13 protein-coding genes are annotated in these 14,807 nt (G+C 71.1%); 4 read left to right on the forward strand and 9 right to left on the reverse strand.

What is annotated here, in order from left to right; genetic code table 11:
* Positions 1–347 (forward strand): hypothetical protein (locus tag VNL12_RS17545; protein WP_325596240.1); only part of this gene is annotated, 347 nt, incomplete at its 5' end.
* Positions 348–496: 149 nt separating this feature from the next.
* Here VNL12_RS17545 and VNL12_RS17550 read toward each other — a convergent pair.
* From VNL12_RS17550 to VNL12_RS17560, 3 genes are all read right to left on the reverse strand, one after another.
* Positions 497–868 carry a hypothetical protein gene (locus VNL12_RS17550; protein WP_325596241.1) on the reverse strand — a complete coding sequence of 124 codons (372 nt, stop codon included), beginning with the start codon at positions 866–868 and terminating at the stop codon, positions 497–499.
* A gap of 342 nt (positions 869–1,210) precedes the next feature.
* The gene (gene hrpA / locus VNL12_RS17555; protein WP_325596242.1) at positions 1,211–4,999 is read right to left on the reverse strand and encodes an ATP-dependent RNA helicase HrpA; all 3,789 of its coding nucleotides are present in this window, start codon (positions 4,997–4,999) and stop codon (positions 1,211–1,213) included.
* A complete protein-coding gene (locus VNL12_RS17560) occupies positions 4,992–5,495 on the reverse strand; it encodes a pyridoxamine 5'-phosphate oxidase family protein (protein ID WP_325596243.1) in 504 nt (167 codons plus the stop codon). The genes hrpA and VNL12_RS17560 overlap by 8 nt, the downstream gene beginning before the upstream one ends.
* Positions 5,496–5,654: 159 nt before the next feature.
* Between VNL12_RS17560 and ligD the strand changes: the two genes are divergently transcribed.
* Both ligD and VNL12_RS17570 read left to right on the forward strand, forming a co-directional pair.
* Entirely contained in the window at positions 5,655–6,686 is a 1,032-nt protein-coding gene (ligD, locus tag VNL12_RS17565; RefSeq protein WP_325596244.1) for a non-homologous end-joining DNA ligase, read from the forward strand.
* A gap of 143 nt (positions 6,687–6,829) precedes the next feature.
* Positions 6,830–7,333 carry a hypothetical protein gene (locus VNL12_RS17570; protein WP_325596245.1) on the forward strand — a complete coding sequence of 168 codons (504 nt, stop codon included), beginning with the start codon at positions 6,830–6,832 and terminating at the stop codon, positions 7,331–7,333.
* A 641-nt stretch (positions 7,334–7,974) separates the two neighbouring features.
* Here the strand turns inward: VNL12_RS17570 and VNL12_RS17575 are convergent.
* Both VNL12_RS17575 and VNL12_RS17580 read right to left on the reverse strand, forming a co-directional pair.
* Positions 7,975–8,406 carry a hypothetical protein gene (locus VNL12_RS17575; RefSeq protein WP_325596246.1) on the reverse strand — a complete coding sequence of 144 codons (432 nt, stop codon included), beginning with the start codon at positions 8,404–8,406 and terminating at the stop codon, positions 7,975–7,977.
* A 95-nt stretch (positions 8,407–8,501) separates the two neighbouring features.
* Positions 8,502–9,623 (reverse strand): XRE family transcriptional regulator, encoded by a 1,122-nt coding sequence (locus VNL12_RS17580; RefSeq protein ID WP_325596247.1) that lies wholly within the window; start codon positions 9,621–9,623, stop codon positions 8,502–8,504.
* Positions 9,624–9,726: 103 nt separating this feature from the next.
* On the opposite strand from VNL12_RS17580, the gene VNL12_RS21305 reads away from it, so the two are divergent.
* Positions 9,727–10,059, forward strand: a complete 333-nt coding sequence (locus VNL12_RS21305) for a relaxase domain-containing protein (protein ID WP_414654925.1) — start codon at positions 9,727–9,729, stop codon at positions 10,057–10,059.
* Here VNL12_RS21305 and VNL12_RS17585 read toward each other — a convergent pair.
* The 4 genes from VNL12_RS17585 to VNL12_RS17600 all read right to left on the reverse strand — a co-directional run bounded on the left by VNL12_RS17585 (position 10,013) and on the right by VNL12_RS17600 (position 14,581).
* Entirely contained in the window at positions 10,013–10,330 is a 318-nt protein-coding gene (locus tag VNL12_RS17585) for a hypothetical protein (protein WP_325596248.1), read from the reverse strand. The two genes, VNL12_RS21305 and VNL12_RS17585, sit on opposite strands and share 47 nt — an antisense overlap.
* A 194-nt stretch (positions 10,331–10,524) precedes the next feature.
* A complete protein-coding gene (locus VNL12_RS17590; protein WP_325596249.1) occupies positions 10,525–11,742 on the reverse strand; it encodes a cation:proton antiporter in 1,218 nt (405 codons plus the stop codon).
* 74 nt (positions 11,743–11,816) lie between these two features.
* Entirely contained in the window at positions 11,817–13,085 is a 1,269-nt protein-coding gene (locus VNL12_RS17595) for a cation:proton antiporter (protein WP_325596250.1), read from the reverse strand.
* Between the two features lie 143 nt (positions 13,086–13,228).
* Positions 13,229–14,581 (reverse strand): MBL fold metallo-hydrolase, encoded by a 1,353-nt coding sequence (locus VNL12_RS17600; protein WP_325596251.1) that lies wholly within the window; start codon positions 14,579–14,581, stop codon positions 13,229–13,231.
* Positions 14,582–14,807: the final 226 nt, after the last annotated feature.

A 14,807-nucleotide genomic window follows, 5' to 3' on the forward strand; every position in this document is an offset into this window, starting at 1 on the left:
GGGTCGACGGCGTCTCCGGTCTCGGGGTCGATGGCGGTGACCCGGGTCGGGTCAGGCGGGGACCCATCGGTGGGCGCGGCGTCGGGGGTCTCGGCGGTGATGGTGTGCTCCTCGATGTCGGCGGCACCGATCGCGGGCCACCCGGGTCCCAGCGGCGGTGGCGGGACGACGGTCCAGCCTACGACCGCGGCGCGGCGGCGCCCCTGGTCGCTGCGAGGCTCAGGCGGAACACCACCGCCGGGCGCAAGGTGCTCCGCCGGGCGTCGGACGAGCGCACCCCCACGATCACCGCCGTCGACGGAACGGCCGACGACGAGGCCTGTGGTCCCGAGGGGTGCGCGGTCTGACCCACACTGGTGCGGTGCTCATCGCCCGTCTCAGCCTGTTCGAGACGGCGATCATCGTGGTGATCGTCGTCGGTCTCGTGCTCTGGGGGCTGGTGGCGTTCCGGGGCCGTTCGACCCGGCGTCGCTGACCGGCGTCGACGCGGGTTGCGTCAGGGCGCCATCACGGCCCATCCCCGGCGTTGGAGCTCGGCGGCCAGGAGCTCGGGGGCCATGGCCTGCAGCGCCCTGACCTGCTCGGCCTTGCGCTGATCGGCGGCGGTGACCCGCGCCGATCGCGGTCGGGGGGGCGGGCCACCGTCGAGCTCGGTCAGGACATCCGCAGTGTCCTGGGCCTCGGTGAGCGCCTCGATGAACGCGTCGGCCTCGTCCCGGGTGAACTTGCCGGCGGCTTGGCGCTGGGTGAGCCCGAGGGGACCGCGGGCGTCACGGAAGTCGGTGTGGCCGGCCTGGAGCACGAGCGCGAGCAGCTCCTGCACCTGCCGGGCGGTCGCCGGGGGTCCTGACTGCTGTCCGAAGGCCATGGCCCGATCATCCCACGCCGGTGTGACAGTGGGGCCCTGATCGGTGCGCTCCGCCGAGCGATGGGTGCCGGGGCCTGCCCCCGCACGGGGGAGGGGTGAGCGGAAGCGGCCCCGGCAGGGCTCATTGTACGGGCGGCAGGAGCACCTGGGCGGTCGCGTGGCGAACGACACTGAGGTGGTCATCACCGCATCCAGGTTTCCCAGGTGCCGCAAACGTACGGGTGGACGTGGGGACGCCAGGTCCTGGACCTCTGCGCCCTCAGGGACGACCGACCCTGAGCGCCTCGAGCAGCACGGGACCGGCGAAGAGGTCAGCCACCACCGGTGTTCGGGCGCGAGATGTCAGTCGAGGTCGCCGGCGAAGAGCTGGTCGATCTCGGCGCGGACGCGCTGGGTGCTCACCCGGCCCTTGGCCCCGATCGACTGGGCGAACACGCTGACCCGGAGCTCCTCGAGCATCCAGCTCACCTCCACGACGCGCGGGGTCACCTGGCTGGGCGCCAGGGCGCCGAGAAGCCGCTGGTAGGAGCTCTCCACCGCGGTCACCTCGGCGATCCGCCGCTGGTCGCGGACGGGGTCCTCGGCCACCTTCCCCAGCCGGGCGCCGATGCCCCGGACGTAGCGGTGCACGTCGGTGAGGCGGGCCGTGCCCGCGGTGGTGATGAACCCGGGGCGCACCAGGCGGAGCAGCTGGGCCGAGGCGTCGGTCACCGACGGCGCAAGGGTCGGGGCGGTGAGCCGGTCGAGCGCGACGGTCACGTCGGCCGCGGCAACCACCACGGCCCCGGCGTCGCTCAGGGCTCGGGAGGCGACGGCCCGGAGATCGGATCTCGCGCCGGCCAGCACCGCCTCGAACCCGACCTCGGTCCAGGTCACCCCGCCGCGATCCGCGATCACCGTGTTCGCTGCGGCGCCGATGGCGTCGCGCAGCAGTGCGCCGAGGGTCAGCTCCGACATGGCGGCGAAGGCCAGGCGCACGGTGCCGGGGACCTCGCGCTCGAGGCCGCGCACGCCCACCGGCACCGACAGCAGCACCAGCCGGTGGATCCCTCCGGCCATGATCCGATCGGCGACCTCCGGTCGGGAGAACACCCTGACCGACACCGAGTCGCCGTCGTCGAGGAGGGCTGGGTAGCCCTCCACCACCTGGCCGTCGTGGCGGGAGCGCACGACACGGGGGAGGTCGCCGACGTCCCAGCGGGTGAGGCCCGTCCGCTCGATGCCGGGGGCAGCTTCGGCGATGGCCCGCCGGGCCCGCCCGCCGACCAGGTCGCGGACGGCCCGGAGGTCCTTGCCGAGGGCGATCACCGTGCCGCTGTCGTCGACGGCGAAGGTGATGCGCAGGTGGGGCGGGACCCGGCGGACATCGAGGTCGTCGGGTCCGATGCGGGTCCCGGCCAGATCGGTCAGCACGTCGGCCAGGGCTTCGGGGAGCGGACGTTCCTGGAACCCCAGCCGGTCGGCCGCCCGGCGGGCCGTCTCGGCGAACGGTGAGAGGCTGCGGCGCTGCGACTTGGGCAGGGTGGCCGCGAGGGCGAGAACGAGGTCCCGCCGGTAGCCGGGGATCTGCCAGTCGAAGTCCCACGGCTCCACCCGGTTGAGCACGGCCAGGGGGATGTGGACGGTGACGCCGTCGAGGTCCTCGCCGGGGGCGAAGCGGTAGGTGATCGGCAGGGCCAGGTCGCCCTGGTGCCACGTGTCGGGGTAGGCCGCGAGCTCGAGGGCCGGGCCGTCGCCGTCGCCGTCGCCGACCTCGTCGAGGGTCAGGGAGAGCAGGCCGGGGTCGTCGCGTTGGGCCTGCTTCCACCAGCGGTCGAAGTGGCGCCCCGACACCACGTCCCCGCCGACCCGGCTGCCGTAGAACCGCAGGAGGGTCTCGTCGTGGTCGAACAGGTCGGCCCTCCGCAGCCGGTCGCCCAGGGCGCGGGCCTCGTCGAGGAACGCCTCGTTCTCGGCCAGGAAGCCGTGGTGCGTCGCCCACTCGCGCCGCACCAGGGCGTGGTCCACGAACAGCTCCCGGGCGTGGTCGGGGTCGACGCGGTCGTAGCCGACGGTGCGCGCCGGTACGAGTGGCAGGCCGTAGAGGGTGACCCGCTCGCTGGTGACGGCCCTCCCGGAGCGCTCGTCCCACCGGGCGTCGCCGTGGGAGCGCTTCACCAGGTGGCCGGCGGCGTCCTCGGCCCACTCGGGGCGGATGGCGGCCGCACCGCGGGCCCACAGGCGGTTGGTCTCCACCAGCTCGGCGGCCATCACCCAGGCCGGGTTCTTTCGGGCCAGGGAGGAGCCGGCGGCCAGCTGGAAGCGGGCGCCGCGGGCGCCCCGGTACTCCCGGGTGTCGCCGTCCCTCATGCCGATCTGCGACAGCAGACCGGCCAGCACCGCCCGGTGGACCTGGTCGGGCTCCGCCGTCTCGGTCCCGGCCACGATGCCGAGGGGGGCCGCGGCGCGGGCCAGCTGGCGCTGGAGCTCCCGCCACTCCCGGACCCGCAGGAAGTTCAGGAACTCGGCCTTGCACTCGCGCCGGAGCTGGTTGGACGACAGCGCAGCGCGGCGTTCTTCGAGGTGGTCCCACAGCGCCACCAGGGACAGAAGGTCCGAGCCCGGTACCGCGAAGCGTCGGTGCATCTCGTCCGCGGCCTGCCGCTGGTCGGTCGGTCGCTCGCGGGGGTCCTGGAGGGACAGGGCGGCGGCGATGATCAGCACCTCGCGCCCGCAGCCTTGGCGCTCTGACTCCAGCACCATGCGGCCCAGGCGGGGGTCGATGGGCAGTCGGACCAGGCGCTTCCCGACCAGGGTGAGGCGCCGATCGTCGGCCGGCTGGCCGCGGTCGAGGGCCCCGAGCTCCTCCAGCAGGGCCACGCCGTCGCGGACGGCCCGGGCGTCGGGCGGGTCGAGGAACGGGAAGGCGGCGACATCGCCCAGGCCCAGGTTGGTCATCTGGAGGATGACCGCCGCCAGGTTCGTCCGCAGGATCTCGGGGTCGGTGAACGCGGGTCGGGCGGCGAAGTCCTCCTCGGAGTACAGGCGGATGCAGATGCCCGGCGCCACCCGCCCGCAGCGACCGGCCCGCTGGTTCGCCGAGGCCTGGCTCACTGCCTCGATGGGCAGGCGTTGCACCTTCAGCCGGTGGCTGTAGCGGGAGATGCGGGCGGTGCCGGCGTCGACCACGTACCGGACGCCGGGGACCGTCAACGACGTCTCGGCCACGTTGGTGGCCAGCACCACCCGCCGGCCCCGGTGGGGCGCGAACACCCGGTGCTGCTCGGCGGCCGAAAGGCGGGCGTAGAGGGGGAGCACCTCGGTGTCGCGCCGGTCCGCCGCGATCAGGGCCTCGGCGGTGTCGCGGATCTCCCGCTCGCCGCTGAGGAACACCAGCACGTCACCCGGCCCCTCCCGGCTCAGCTCGTCGACGGCATCGACGACGGCCTGGGTCTGGTCGCGGTCGTCGTCGATGACGTCGTCGCCCTCCTCGGCCGCCACCAGTCCGCCGTAGGGGCGGTAGCGGAGCTCGACGGGGTAGGTCCGCCCCGACACCTCGACCACGGGCGCTTCGCCGAAGTGCTCGGAGAACCGGGTCGTGTCGATGGTGGCCGAGGTGATGATCAGCTTCAGGTCGGGCCGCTCGGGCAGGAGTCGGTGGAGGTAGCCGAGCAGGAAGTCGATGTTGAGGCTGCGCTCGTGGGCCTCGTCGATGATCAGCGTGTCGTACCGGCTGAGCAGCCGGTCCCGTTGGACCTCGGCGAGCAGGATGCCGTCGGTCATCACCGCCACGTTGGTGTCGTCGCCGACCCGGTCGGTGAAGCGGACCGTGTAGCCCACGGCCCGGCCCACGTCGGTGCCGAGCTCCTCGGCGACCCGCTCGGCGATCGTGCGAGCCGCCATCCGCCGCGGTTGGGTGTGGCCGACGAGCCCGACCACGCCCCGACCCAGCTCCAGGCACAGCTTGGGCAGCTGGGTGCTCTTGCCCGAGCCGGTCTCCCCGGCGACGATCACCACCTGGTGGTCGCAGATGGCGGCGAGCAGCTCATCGCGCCGCGCGGTGATGGGCAGCTCAGCCGGGTAGGTGGGCGTGGGCAGGCGCTCCCGACGGCGAGCCAGCCGGGTCTCGGCGGCGGTGACCTCGTCAGCCACCTGCGCCCGGGTCTCCGGGCCGGAGTACCCAACCCGGCCCCTGACGGGTCATCACCTCGGGGGCCAGCCCGTAGGGCTCCGGGTGCACCTGTCGGGCGAAGTCCATCACCTCGAGGGTCTCGGGGCGCAGGCGGATCAGGACGAAGTCACCTCCATAGGGCCCCGCCGGGAAGAAGGCCCGCAGGTCCTCGTCCCAGAGGCGGGCTCCGACGGTCGGGTCGTCGACGAGCTCGGCGGGGCCGCTCGCGGTGACGTACGCGAAGGCGGCGCGGTCCTCGACGCCGTAGGTCGCCGTCGGCCGCGCCGCGATCTCGTGGGCCTTGCGGGAGCGGGGGCTGGTAGAGATCCAGATCGTCGCCTCATCGTCGACGAGGAGGTGCTGCACCAAGCGGAGGTTGGGCCCGCTCCTGGACGAGGTGGTGGCCAGGAAGCCGTAGGGGTGGGACCGCATGATCCCGAGGGCGATGCCGAGCACAGTGTCCGTCCGAAGGACCATGACAGAGAGTAGGCCGGGTGGTGGAGCAGCTTTCGCCCGATCGACCGGACACCGCCACCACCACATGGTGTTCGTCGTCGGAACCCCGCTCGGTGTGCGCCGTAAGGTCGCGCCCGGCGGCGTGGGCCTGTCGCCGGGCACGGAGGAGGAGTCACCCTCGTGAGCAAGCCGACCGACGACGAGACCACCGTGGTGCTCGACGGCCGCGAGGTCGTCGTCTCCAACCCCGACAAGGTGTTCTTCTCCGAGCGGGGCGAGACCAAGGGCGACCTCGTCGATTTCTACGCCGCCGTGCGCGATCCGCTGCTCGCGGCCATGGGCGGCCGGCCCGTGCTGCTCCAGCGCTTCCCCAACGGGGCCGAGGGTAAGTCGTTCTTCCAGAAGCGGGTCGAGAAGGGCGGAACGCCGTGGCTGGAGACGACCGTGGTCAGCACCCCGAACGGCACGCCGTCGAACGCCCTCGTCATCGCCGATCTCGCCCACGTTGCGTGGGCGGTGAACAGGGGTTGCCTGGGCTTCCACGTGTGGCCGAACCGGGCCGATGACCCCGACCACGCCGATGAGCTGCGCATCGACCTCGACCCCACCCCTGGCGTCGACTTCCCGATGGTGCGCGACGCCGCGTTGCTCGTCCGTGACCTCCTCGAGGAGCTCGGGCTCACCGGCTGGCCCAAGACCACCGGCAACCGCGGCATCCACATCTACCTGCGCCTCGAGCCCCACTGGGACAGCTACCAGGTCCGCTCCGCGGCGGTGGCCCTCGCCCGCGAGCTGGAGCGACGCCACCCCGACCAGGTCACCGCGGCGTGGTGGAAGGAGGAGCGGGGCCGGCGGGTGTTCGTGGACTTCAACCAGAACGCCCCGCACAAGACGATCTTCGGCGCCTGGTGCGTGCGGGCCCGACCCGGGGCCCAGGTGTCGACGCCGTTCGGTTGGGACGAGTTCGATGAGGCTTTCCACCCTGACCGCTTCACGATGCCCGTCGTGGCCGAGCGCGTCGCGGCCGATGGCAACCCCTGGGCCGGGATGTACGAGCGGCCCCAGTCCCTCGCACCGCTGCTCGAGCTCCATGAGCGCGACATGGCCGCCGGTCTCATGGATGCGCCGTGGCCCCCCGTCTACCCGAAGCAGCCCAACGAGCCGCCGAGGGTGGCGCCGTCGCGGGCCAAGAAGTCAAAATCCGAGAGCTAGCGCCGCTCAACTCCGCCGACGACGACCTCACACCGATGCTGACCGAGTCCCTCCTCGGATGACAGCCGGCCGACCGACCGAGGTATCGAGCGGCGAGGGCTGCCGCCGATGCCGAGCTGACCGAGGGCGGGGAGGATGCGGTGATGGCCCACAGCGTTGAGGTGCAGGAGCAGGGGATCGCGGCGGCCTTCTCGTTCCAGGAGATGCTGCGCTACAGCGGGCCCAGCAGCCCCGCGGGCGTGGCCCTCGGCTTCAAGGTGATGGAGCGAGCTTTCGCCCTCCTCGAGCCGGACGGCTTGGTGGAGAGGCGAGAGGTCGTCATCGAGACGGCCTTCGGCGGACCGGGCGCTCGTGATGCCTGCGAACTGGTGACCCGCGCCCTGACCGACAGCCGCTATGTGGTCGACCCCGCGTTGGAGCGACCGGAGCGGGGCCACACGCTCCGGACCTTCGGCTTCCGGGTCAGCTATTGCGACAGGACCGTGTCGCTCCTGCTGCGAGAAGGCCTCGTCACCGACGAGTTCGTGCGCCTGGCGCGGTCGCCCGATCTCATCGCCGAGGAGCAGCGCCACCTCGCGACGATGAAGCAGGCATTGGCCGGTCGGCTGATGGCCACGAACGCGGCCGACCTCTTCGACATCGCGTAGGGCGCCCGTTGCGGCAATGCGACGCCGAGCTGCTCGACCTGAACGCCGCCCGATGGGGGCAGACCGGCCCAGGACCCCCCGGGAGACCGCATGGACGTCGAGCGGCACAAGTGGAGTGGTGCGCCACCTCCAGCCGGCGCATGTGTGGTTCTGCCTCGATGGCCTGGTGACTGGGGGAGGGGCCAGTTCGACGGCGCGCGGCGTCAGGCGCCGCCCTCGATGAGCAGAGCCCAGGAGATCTCACCCACGCGGTAGCGGGTGACGGTGGCGCCGTCGGTCTGGACCCGGAACCGCTTCCCGTGTCGTGCGCATCGAGCGCGCCCGCGAGCAGGCGCGCCAGCGAGGCGAGCTGCTGGATGGGTCCGGGCCCCCGCCGTCCGACAACCTTTCACCAGCGGCTCCGCCTGTGCTCGCCGGTTGGGTCGCCGGTGGCGACTACGATTGTGCCGTCGCTGAAGTCGTCGCCGAACGACCCCGACCTCGCCACCCAGTGCCCCGCAGGGTGTCTGTTGAGCAGGCCTTCGCCTGCTTGACCAGCTCAGAGAGCGTGCAACGTATCGTTGCGTACCGCCCCGGATCCCGCCCCGTAGGGTCACGCTAGGTTCAGGCCGCTCGGCGACCCAAGCTCGCCGAGCAGTTGGTCATGGCAGGACGCCCTCCGCGTAGGCCCAGGCGAAGAGACCACTGCCGTCGACAGGGAGCCGCATGTCCGTGGCGGCGAGCTCATCGACCAGGTGTTCCGCGTTCTCCCGCGCTACGGCTCCAGCTTTGAAGGCCGAGCAGATGAGCGTCAGCGTGTTCTTCACGGGGACTCCGTGCCGTGTCGCCGTCTCATGTGCCGCCCAATCGTCCACGATGCCGATGCCGCCGAGCTTCTTGACGAGTGCCAGCACCGCGCACTCGCCGAGGTGATCGAGCGGTGCCCCGCCGAGCTCCGACTTGAACATCGCTACGTGGACGACCTCGGGGAAGTCGAGCTCGACGATCGAGAGCCAGTTGACGGTGAACACCGACGCCAAGGCCGGGTGGTTGTCGACGCCTCGCTGGATCTCGGCCGCCACCTCGTTCGGCATCACTCGATCGCACCCGGAGGTGATCCGCTCAAGGACGCCCAGGTGACCGGCCCGGGCGAAGTGGCTGAGTGCTGTCGTATCGAAGACGACCGCCGTCACGTCAGTGGGTCGAAGGCAGACCGAAGGCGATCAAGGTCGATCTGCGCGGGCGTCGGGAGCTCTGGCGCGCTCAGCGTCGACCGAAGCAGCTCGACGGTCCGCTGTGCTGTCAGTTGTCCCCCGGTGTAGGCACCGAGAACGCTCTGTGTGTAGCGCCTCGGTACTGCAGGCGGCCGAAGCTCCTCGGTCCACGCCTCACCGAGTGCCACGTAGTCCCCGCGGGTGGGCTCTGCTCGCTTCAGCTCGTGCAGCCGCGAGTGGTCGATCAGCTGCACGTTGACGAGCTGACTGCACGCGGCCGACCAGCTCGTGTGGTAGCGGGCGGCGAGCAGCAGCGCTGCTCGCCGTGCGTCTGCACCACCAGCGTCTCGCCACACCTTGAGCACCCCGTTGCGAGGCATCAGGAGGTAGGTCACGAAGGAGTTGATGTAGCGCTCTACGTCACCGGCTGGGTGGTCGCTTGCGTATGCGTCGCCCACGAGGAAGTGACCAAGTTCGTGGGCCAGGCTCCACCTGCGCCGGCCCGGTTCTTCAGCGCCGTTGATGACGGCGACGCCGACTCGCTCGCCTTCATCACCGTCGAGCTCGACGCAAGCGCCGTCGGGGGCGTCACCTAGGTCAAGTGAGAAGGCGATGACGCCGAGGCCCTCGGCGACCTCGGCGAGCCCGAGCAGCGGCTCGTCGTTGAGTCTGAGGTCGGCGCGGATCGACTCGGCAAGGTGTTCTGCCTGAGAGTGGTTCTGAGGGACCGCGACTGGCTCGCGCTTGGACCACGTCAGGATCCCCCGATCGAGCAGGAACTGGACATCACGGGAAGCTCGGTCGACCGCAACGTCCAAAGCGCGAGTTGAGGTGTGCTGCCGGTGGGTGTCGCGCCGTCGGCTCACGACTGCGGGCGCCGACTCGAGCACGAACCAGTCGATGGGCAGGTCGAGGACTTGGGCGATCGTCGCAAGTTCGGTCGCTGAGACCTTCCGCTCGCCAGCCTCTAGCCGGACCACCGATGTCCTGTCGATGGAGAGCCTGTCGGCAAGCGCTGCCTGTGTGAGGCCAGCGGTCTCTCGGCCTTCCGCAACGCGCGCGCCAAGGCCCTGCGGGGTACGCACGGTCGCTTCCATTGATGTGAGAATATCGCACCATCGGTGGTGATGAGTCGCAGGTGCTTGTTTCGTCCAGGTCAGCTCGAGGCGGCCACTCGACTCCGCCTGGGGCCCTACGGTCATCCGGTCGCCCGACTGTACGACCGCCGGCGCCGCCGGTCTCTCGGGTGACGTGACCGGCGACGACCTTCGGTCGCTGCAGGGAGGCCGGCACCGCAAGCACGGAGACCGGCTGGGTCGCCGGTTCGGTGACTCGTCCGTTCGGGGCTTAGACCCCACCTTCGGGGCACCCGGATCGGTCCCCGCGCAGTGGGCGTCGTCGCCCGATGACCACGGGCCTCGGCCTCGGGGGCTTCGCGCGTGGACGAGATCCGATGTGGCCTCCCGCGCGTGCGCGTGGCGCGGGATCAGCTCGATCCGCGGCTCTGGAGAGCGTCGCGACCGGCGTCGGTGACGACGATGCGCACCCGCTGAGCGGGGAAGGACTCGTCCCCGGGGGACGTCGGCACACCTTCGACGACGACATCCACCAGTCCCTCGCGCTCGAGGCGGCGGATCTCCGACTCCAGCCCGAACCACGGGGGTTGGCCGGCGCTCACGGCATGTCCCGACGCCTCGATGCCGCTTCCGAGAGCGGCACGGGCAACGAGCTCGGCGTTGGCCGCGGCCCGCTCGGGCGCGAGATCATCGATGACGGCGAGGAGCTGCAGATCTGTGGTGGCCATGTGAGGTCCCTCTCATCGGTTCGTGTGCGGGTGCGGCCGAGGTGCTTCGGGCCGGCGGGCCCGGTCACCCAAGCCGTCGACCGAACTACCCGGTGAGGCGGACGACAACCAGCCACGGCCACGATCGGTCAGGGCGCGCGGACCGGCGACGACGGAGTCTTGCGGGCGGCACCGACCTGGGGACGGTGACCACATCAAGCTTCGCTGACGGGGTGCTGCGGAGCCCCGGCGGGTGTCTCCCGAGCTGAGGAGTGGCCGGTGCCGGGCTCGAACCACCGGGCGACGAGCACATCGGTGGACGAGTGGGCCAGGATCGACGCCGCGACCACCAGGGCGACGAGGTGGAACATCTCGTCGCTGAAGTCCACCCGGGCCTCGAGGATGAGGAGGCCGTAGACGACCGACGCGAAGCCCTTCGGCCCGAACCATGAGGCGGCCAGCCGCTCCTTGCGGTCGAGCGTGCTCCGCAGCAGTGCAAGTCCCAGTGCCACGGGCCGGGCGGCGAAGAGGGCCAGCGCGGCGAAGATGTAGCCCCTGACGCCGATCTCACTGAGGAACGGCAAGGAGATCAGGGCGCCGAACACGAGCACCGCGCCCAGCTTGAGCAGCTCGGCCACCAGCTCCCCGAACTGGTGAAACGCCTGTCGCATCTCGGGGCTCATGGTGGCGACGGTGGCCCCGGCGGAGAACGCGGCGAGGAACACGTTGGCGTGGGTGAGCAACGCCAACGACAGGACCAGGAGCCCGATGGCGAAGGCGTTCAGCGGCTCGTACGCCGTGGCGGCCGAGAAGAAGCGGGTCCGCTCCAAGAGGATCGCCGCGGCAGGGACGCCGACTCCCAACGCGATGCCGGCGAGGACCTCGGTCAGCAGCTCGACGCCACCGACCGAGGCGGCCCCGGCGGAGGCCAAGAGGACGACCACCACGGGAAGGGCCAGGCCGTCGTTGAGGCCGCTCTCGATGTTCAGGAGGTTGCGGAGCCGGAAGGGGATCTCCTCGCGACCCACGATGGCCGCGGCGAAGACAGGATCGGTCGGGCTGAGCGCCGCTCCGATCAGCAGGGACTCCAGCCAAGGGAGACCGACCACCAGATGCGCGAGGGTCGTCGTCACCAGCAGGGTGAGCGGCAGCCCGAACACCAGGGCGCGCCCGGGGAGCCGCCACGCCGTGCGTAGCTGCGGCAGGCCGATCCTCATGCCGTCGGTGAACAGCACGCTGAAGAGGGCCAGCTCGGCCAAGCCCCCGACCAGGTCGTCCTCGGCGCGCACCTCGAGGACTCCGAGCGAACCCTCGCCGAGGACGAAGCCACCGACGAGGAACAGCGCCGCGGTGGAGAGCACCGTCCGGTGCGCCCGACTCGAGATCAGGACAGCCAGCAGCAGCAACCCCGAGAAGACCAGCAAGAGGACCATCGCCCCAGGGTACGATCGCGGAGATCATCGGTCTTCAGGTGGAGCTGCCCCCGCACCGAGGTCTCGGGGGAGTGCTACGGGAGCGGCCCGTCCACCTCGGCCCGCTCACCCTCCTCCACCTCGGTCCCGGTCACCCTTCCGTAGGCGCGAACGGCCAACGCAGAGGTCAATGCGTGCCCGAGCACGGACACGGTGACGGCCAGTGAGCCGGCGAGGAAGAGCCGCTCGCCGCCCGCCACGTCGTACCTCTCGATGAAGGCCAGGTAGTAGATCGCCGCCGCCCCCAGCGGGCCGGACCAGCCGATGAACGCCGACGAGACCGGGCCGGTCGACGTGAGCAGCAGCGCCGGGAGACCCACCGGAAGGCGGCGCATGACCAACGCCCAGACGGCGAAGGCGACGCCGGCGCCACCGAGGCTCGGCCACCAGGCATCGACCGGCAACACGGTGCCGAAGGCGAGGAAGACGACGGTCAGCGCGACCTTGGTGACCGATCGGTGCACCGTGTGGATCGGCTGACGCAGATCCTCGGGTAGCCCCTCGCTGAAGATGAGCCCGGCGATGAACACGGCGAAGATGCCGGTCCCGCCGAGGATGTGGGCCGCGCCGAGCACGGTGAGCGAGACACCGGTGCTCGCCAGTGGGAACCAGTCCTCCTCGGCGAGGCGCTCGATGCCGGCAAGGTCGGTGAGCCACAGCAAGAGGAGGCCGACCAGGGCGCCGACCACGACGGCCGTCCCAAGCTCACGCCCGGCCTCGACCGCCCACCGGTTGAGCACCTGACCGTTCGGAGCGGTTGCGAGCAGACCGGCGAACAGCACGAAGGGCAGAGCCAGCCCGTCGTTGGCCCCGGCCTCGACCTGAAGGCTCATCCTCACCCGCCTCGGCAGCAACCGGTTGGGCAGGACGCCAGCGACCAGTGCCGACGCCACGCCCGGGTCCGTGGGCGTCAACGTTGCACCGAGCAGCAGCGCGAGAGCGAGCGGTAGGCCGAGGAGGAGACTCGCACCGAGGGCGGTGACCAGCCACATGGCCGGCATCAGGACCAAGAGCAGGACCGCGATGCGCCCCCGGTTCGCCCGCAGGTCCGATGGTTTGGTCCGGAGCGCGATGTCGAACACCGAGAGGGCCAGCGCAACGCGCGACAGCTGCTCGAGCAGCTTTACTCTCGGGACGACCGACTCCGGCTCGATCAGGTCAAGGACGTGAGGGCCGACGAGGACTCCTGCTCCCAGCGCGAGGAGGACGGGGCTGAGTGCGTAGCGCTTCACGGCACGAGACGAGAGCCCGAGCAGGACCAGGGCAAGACCCGTCAGGACGAGGATCCGATCGGCGTGGATCATGGACGCCGGTCTACTCCGCTCATCCGAGCGATGTCTTCGAGCACCTCCCGCGTTCGCTCCAGTCCTGCGCTCTGCAGGTCGAGGCGGGCTCGGTCCGGATCTCGACGGTACGGCCTCTGTGAGCGCGTCACCGGGTCGGCTGCTCAGGTCGTGGGCAGGCCGGCCGCTTCAGCGTTGGTGTACTCGTCGTCGATCAGGACCACGTCCTGGCCGGCACGGTCAAGGAGGCTGGCGGCGATGCTGGCCCGGAAGCCGCTCGCGCAGTGCACGAGGGCGCGCCCGTCGGGTACGTCTCTGAGGCGGGTGAGCAGGTCGTGCATGGGGAGGTGGACGGCGTCGGCGACGTGTCCGCGGGCCCACTCGTCGTCGCGACGGACGTCGAGCACGAAGGTCGCCGGTTCTGCCAGCAGCGCCTTGACCTCGGAGAAGTCGACTGCCGGGTAGCTCCGGCGGCCATGGTCTCCGGCCCACTGGTCGATGCCGCCGTCGGCTGCCCCTGCGGGTCGGTCGATCCCGATGCGGACCAGTTGGCGCTGGGCTTCGGCGACCTCGTCGGAGGTGTCGGCGAGGAGGGTCACCGCGGTGGCCCACGGTATGAGCCAGCCGAGGTAGGTGGCGAACGGGTCGGCGAGCTCGATGCCGACGGTGCCCGCGATGTGGTCCGATGCGTAGGCCCGGCGTTGGCGGAGGTCAACGACCCACTCGCCGCGGTGGATCCGTCGGGCGAGCTCGACCGGGTCCACGGGGGAGGGCGGGGACAGGTCGACGGGGAAAGCTCCGGACGTGTTCAGCTGCACCATGTGGGCGTAGTAGGCGGGCTGGGCGGTGAGGCCCGAGACGAGCTGGTCGACGAAGTCGTCCTCCCCGCCGGTGGTGAACGCGATGTTGATCTGCTTCTCGGTGCCGAGGGTGCCGTCGGAGTCCCCGGTGCCCTTGGCCGAGGAGCAGAAGCTGCCGAACCCGTGAGTGGGGTACACCCGCGCGTCGTCGGCGAGGAGGGCGGCGAGTCGGTGTGCGGAGCGGTACTGGGCCCGGGTGAGCTCCTCGGTCGACACCGCCGCGACCAGGTCGGTCCGCCCGACGGTCCCGTAGAGCAACGAACCGCCGGTGAACACCGCTGCGGGCTCGTCACCCAGACGGACGATGTAGGTCAGGTGGTGAGCGGTGTGGCCAGGGGTGTGGAGCACCTCCACCCGAAGCGCTCCCACCTCGACGGTGTCGCCACCGACCACGGGGTCGTGGTCGAAGGGCAGGTGCTCGGACCCGGCGTGGAGGTACCGGCCTCCGACCCTCCGGGTCAGCGCCAGCCCACCCGAGACGTAGTCGTTGTGGAGGTGCGTCTCCGCCACGTGGGTGATCTCGACCCCGACGGCATCCGCGACGTCGATCACCCGGTCGATGTCGCGCTGAGGATCGACGACGAGCGCAGCGTGCTCGTCGTGGACGAGGTAGGTGCGATCCCCCAGGGCCGGCGTCTCGATGGTCACCACGTGCATGGTGCGCTCCCTGGGCGGTTGCCACGGACGACTGTAGTCATTGCGTGGGTTCCCGCAGGAAGGTGCGGCGAGTGGGCGGGTGCTGAGCCGACGCTCCAGCGGCGCGTCGGTTGCGGTCTACCGGGCGCCACCGATGAGATCCCGCCGGCGGGAACGTCGAAGCTCATGACAGCGGCAACCAAGGAGCCGACACGCGGATCGTCATCAGTGAGTTCACGAGCCTCGA

Source organism: Iamia sp. (assembly GCF_035575815.1).
Taxonomy (GTDB): domain Bacteria; phylum Actinomycetota; class Acidimicrobiia; order Acidimicrobiales; family Iamiaceae; genus Iamia.

Bases quoted from the DNA above. Each gene is read 5' to 3' on its own strand.
- VNL12_RS17550 (WP_325596241.1), bottom strand. From the start codon at position 868: ATGGCCTTCGGACAGCAGTCAGGACCCCCGGCGACCGCCCGGCAGGTG.
- VNL12_RS17560 (WP_325596243.1), bottom strand. From the start codon at position 5,495: ATGGTCCTTCGGACGGACACTGTGCTCGGCATCGCCCTCGGGATCATG.
- VNL12_RS17570 (WP_325596245.1), top strand. From the start codon at position 6,830: ATGGCCCACAGCGTTGAGGTGCAGGAGCAGGGGATCGCGGCGGCCTTC.
- VNL12_RS17575 (WP_325596246.1), bottom strand. From the start codon at position 8,406: ATGCCGAACGAGGTGGCGGCCGAGATCCAGCGAGGCGTCGACAACCAC.
- VNL12_RS17580 (WP_325596247.1), bottom strand. From the start codon at position 9,623: ATGGAAGCGACCGTGCGTACCCCGCAGGGCCTTGGCGCGCGCGTTGCG.
- VNL12_RS17585 (WP_325596248.1), bottom strand. From the start codon at position 10,330: ATGGCCACCACAGATCTGCAGCTCCTCGCCGTCATCGATGATCTCGCG.
- VNL12_RS17590 (WP_325596249.1), bottom strand. From the start codon at position 11,742: ATGGTCCTCTTGCTGGTCTTCTCGGGGTTGCTGCTGCTGGCTGTCCTG.
- VNL12_RS17595 (WP_325596250.1), bottom strand. From the start codon at position 13,085: ATGATCCACGCCGATCGGATCCTCGTCCTGACGGGTCTTGCCCTGGTC.
- VNL12_RS17600 (WP_325596251.1), bottom strand. From the start codon at position 14,581: ATGCACGTGGTGACCATCGAGACGCCGGCCCTGGGGGATCGCACCTAC.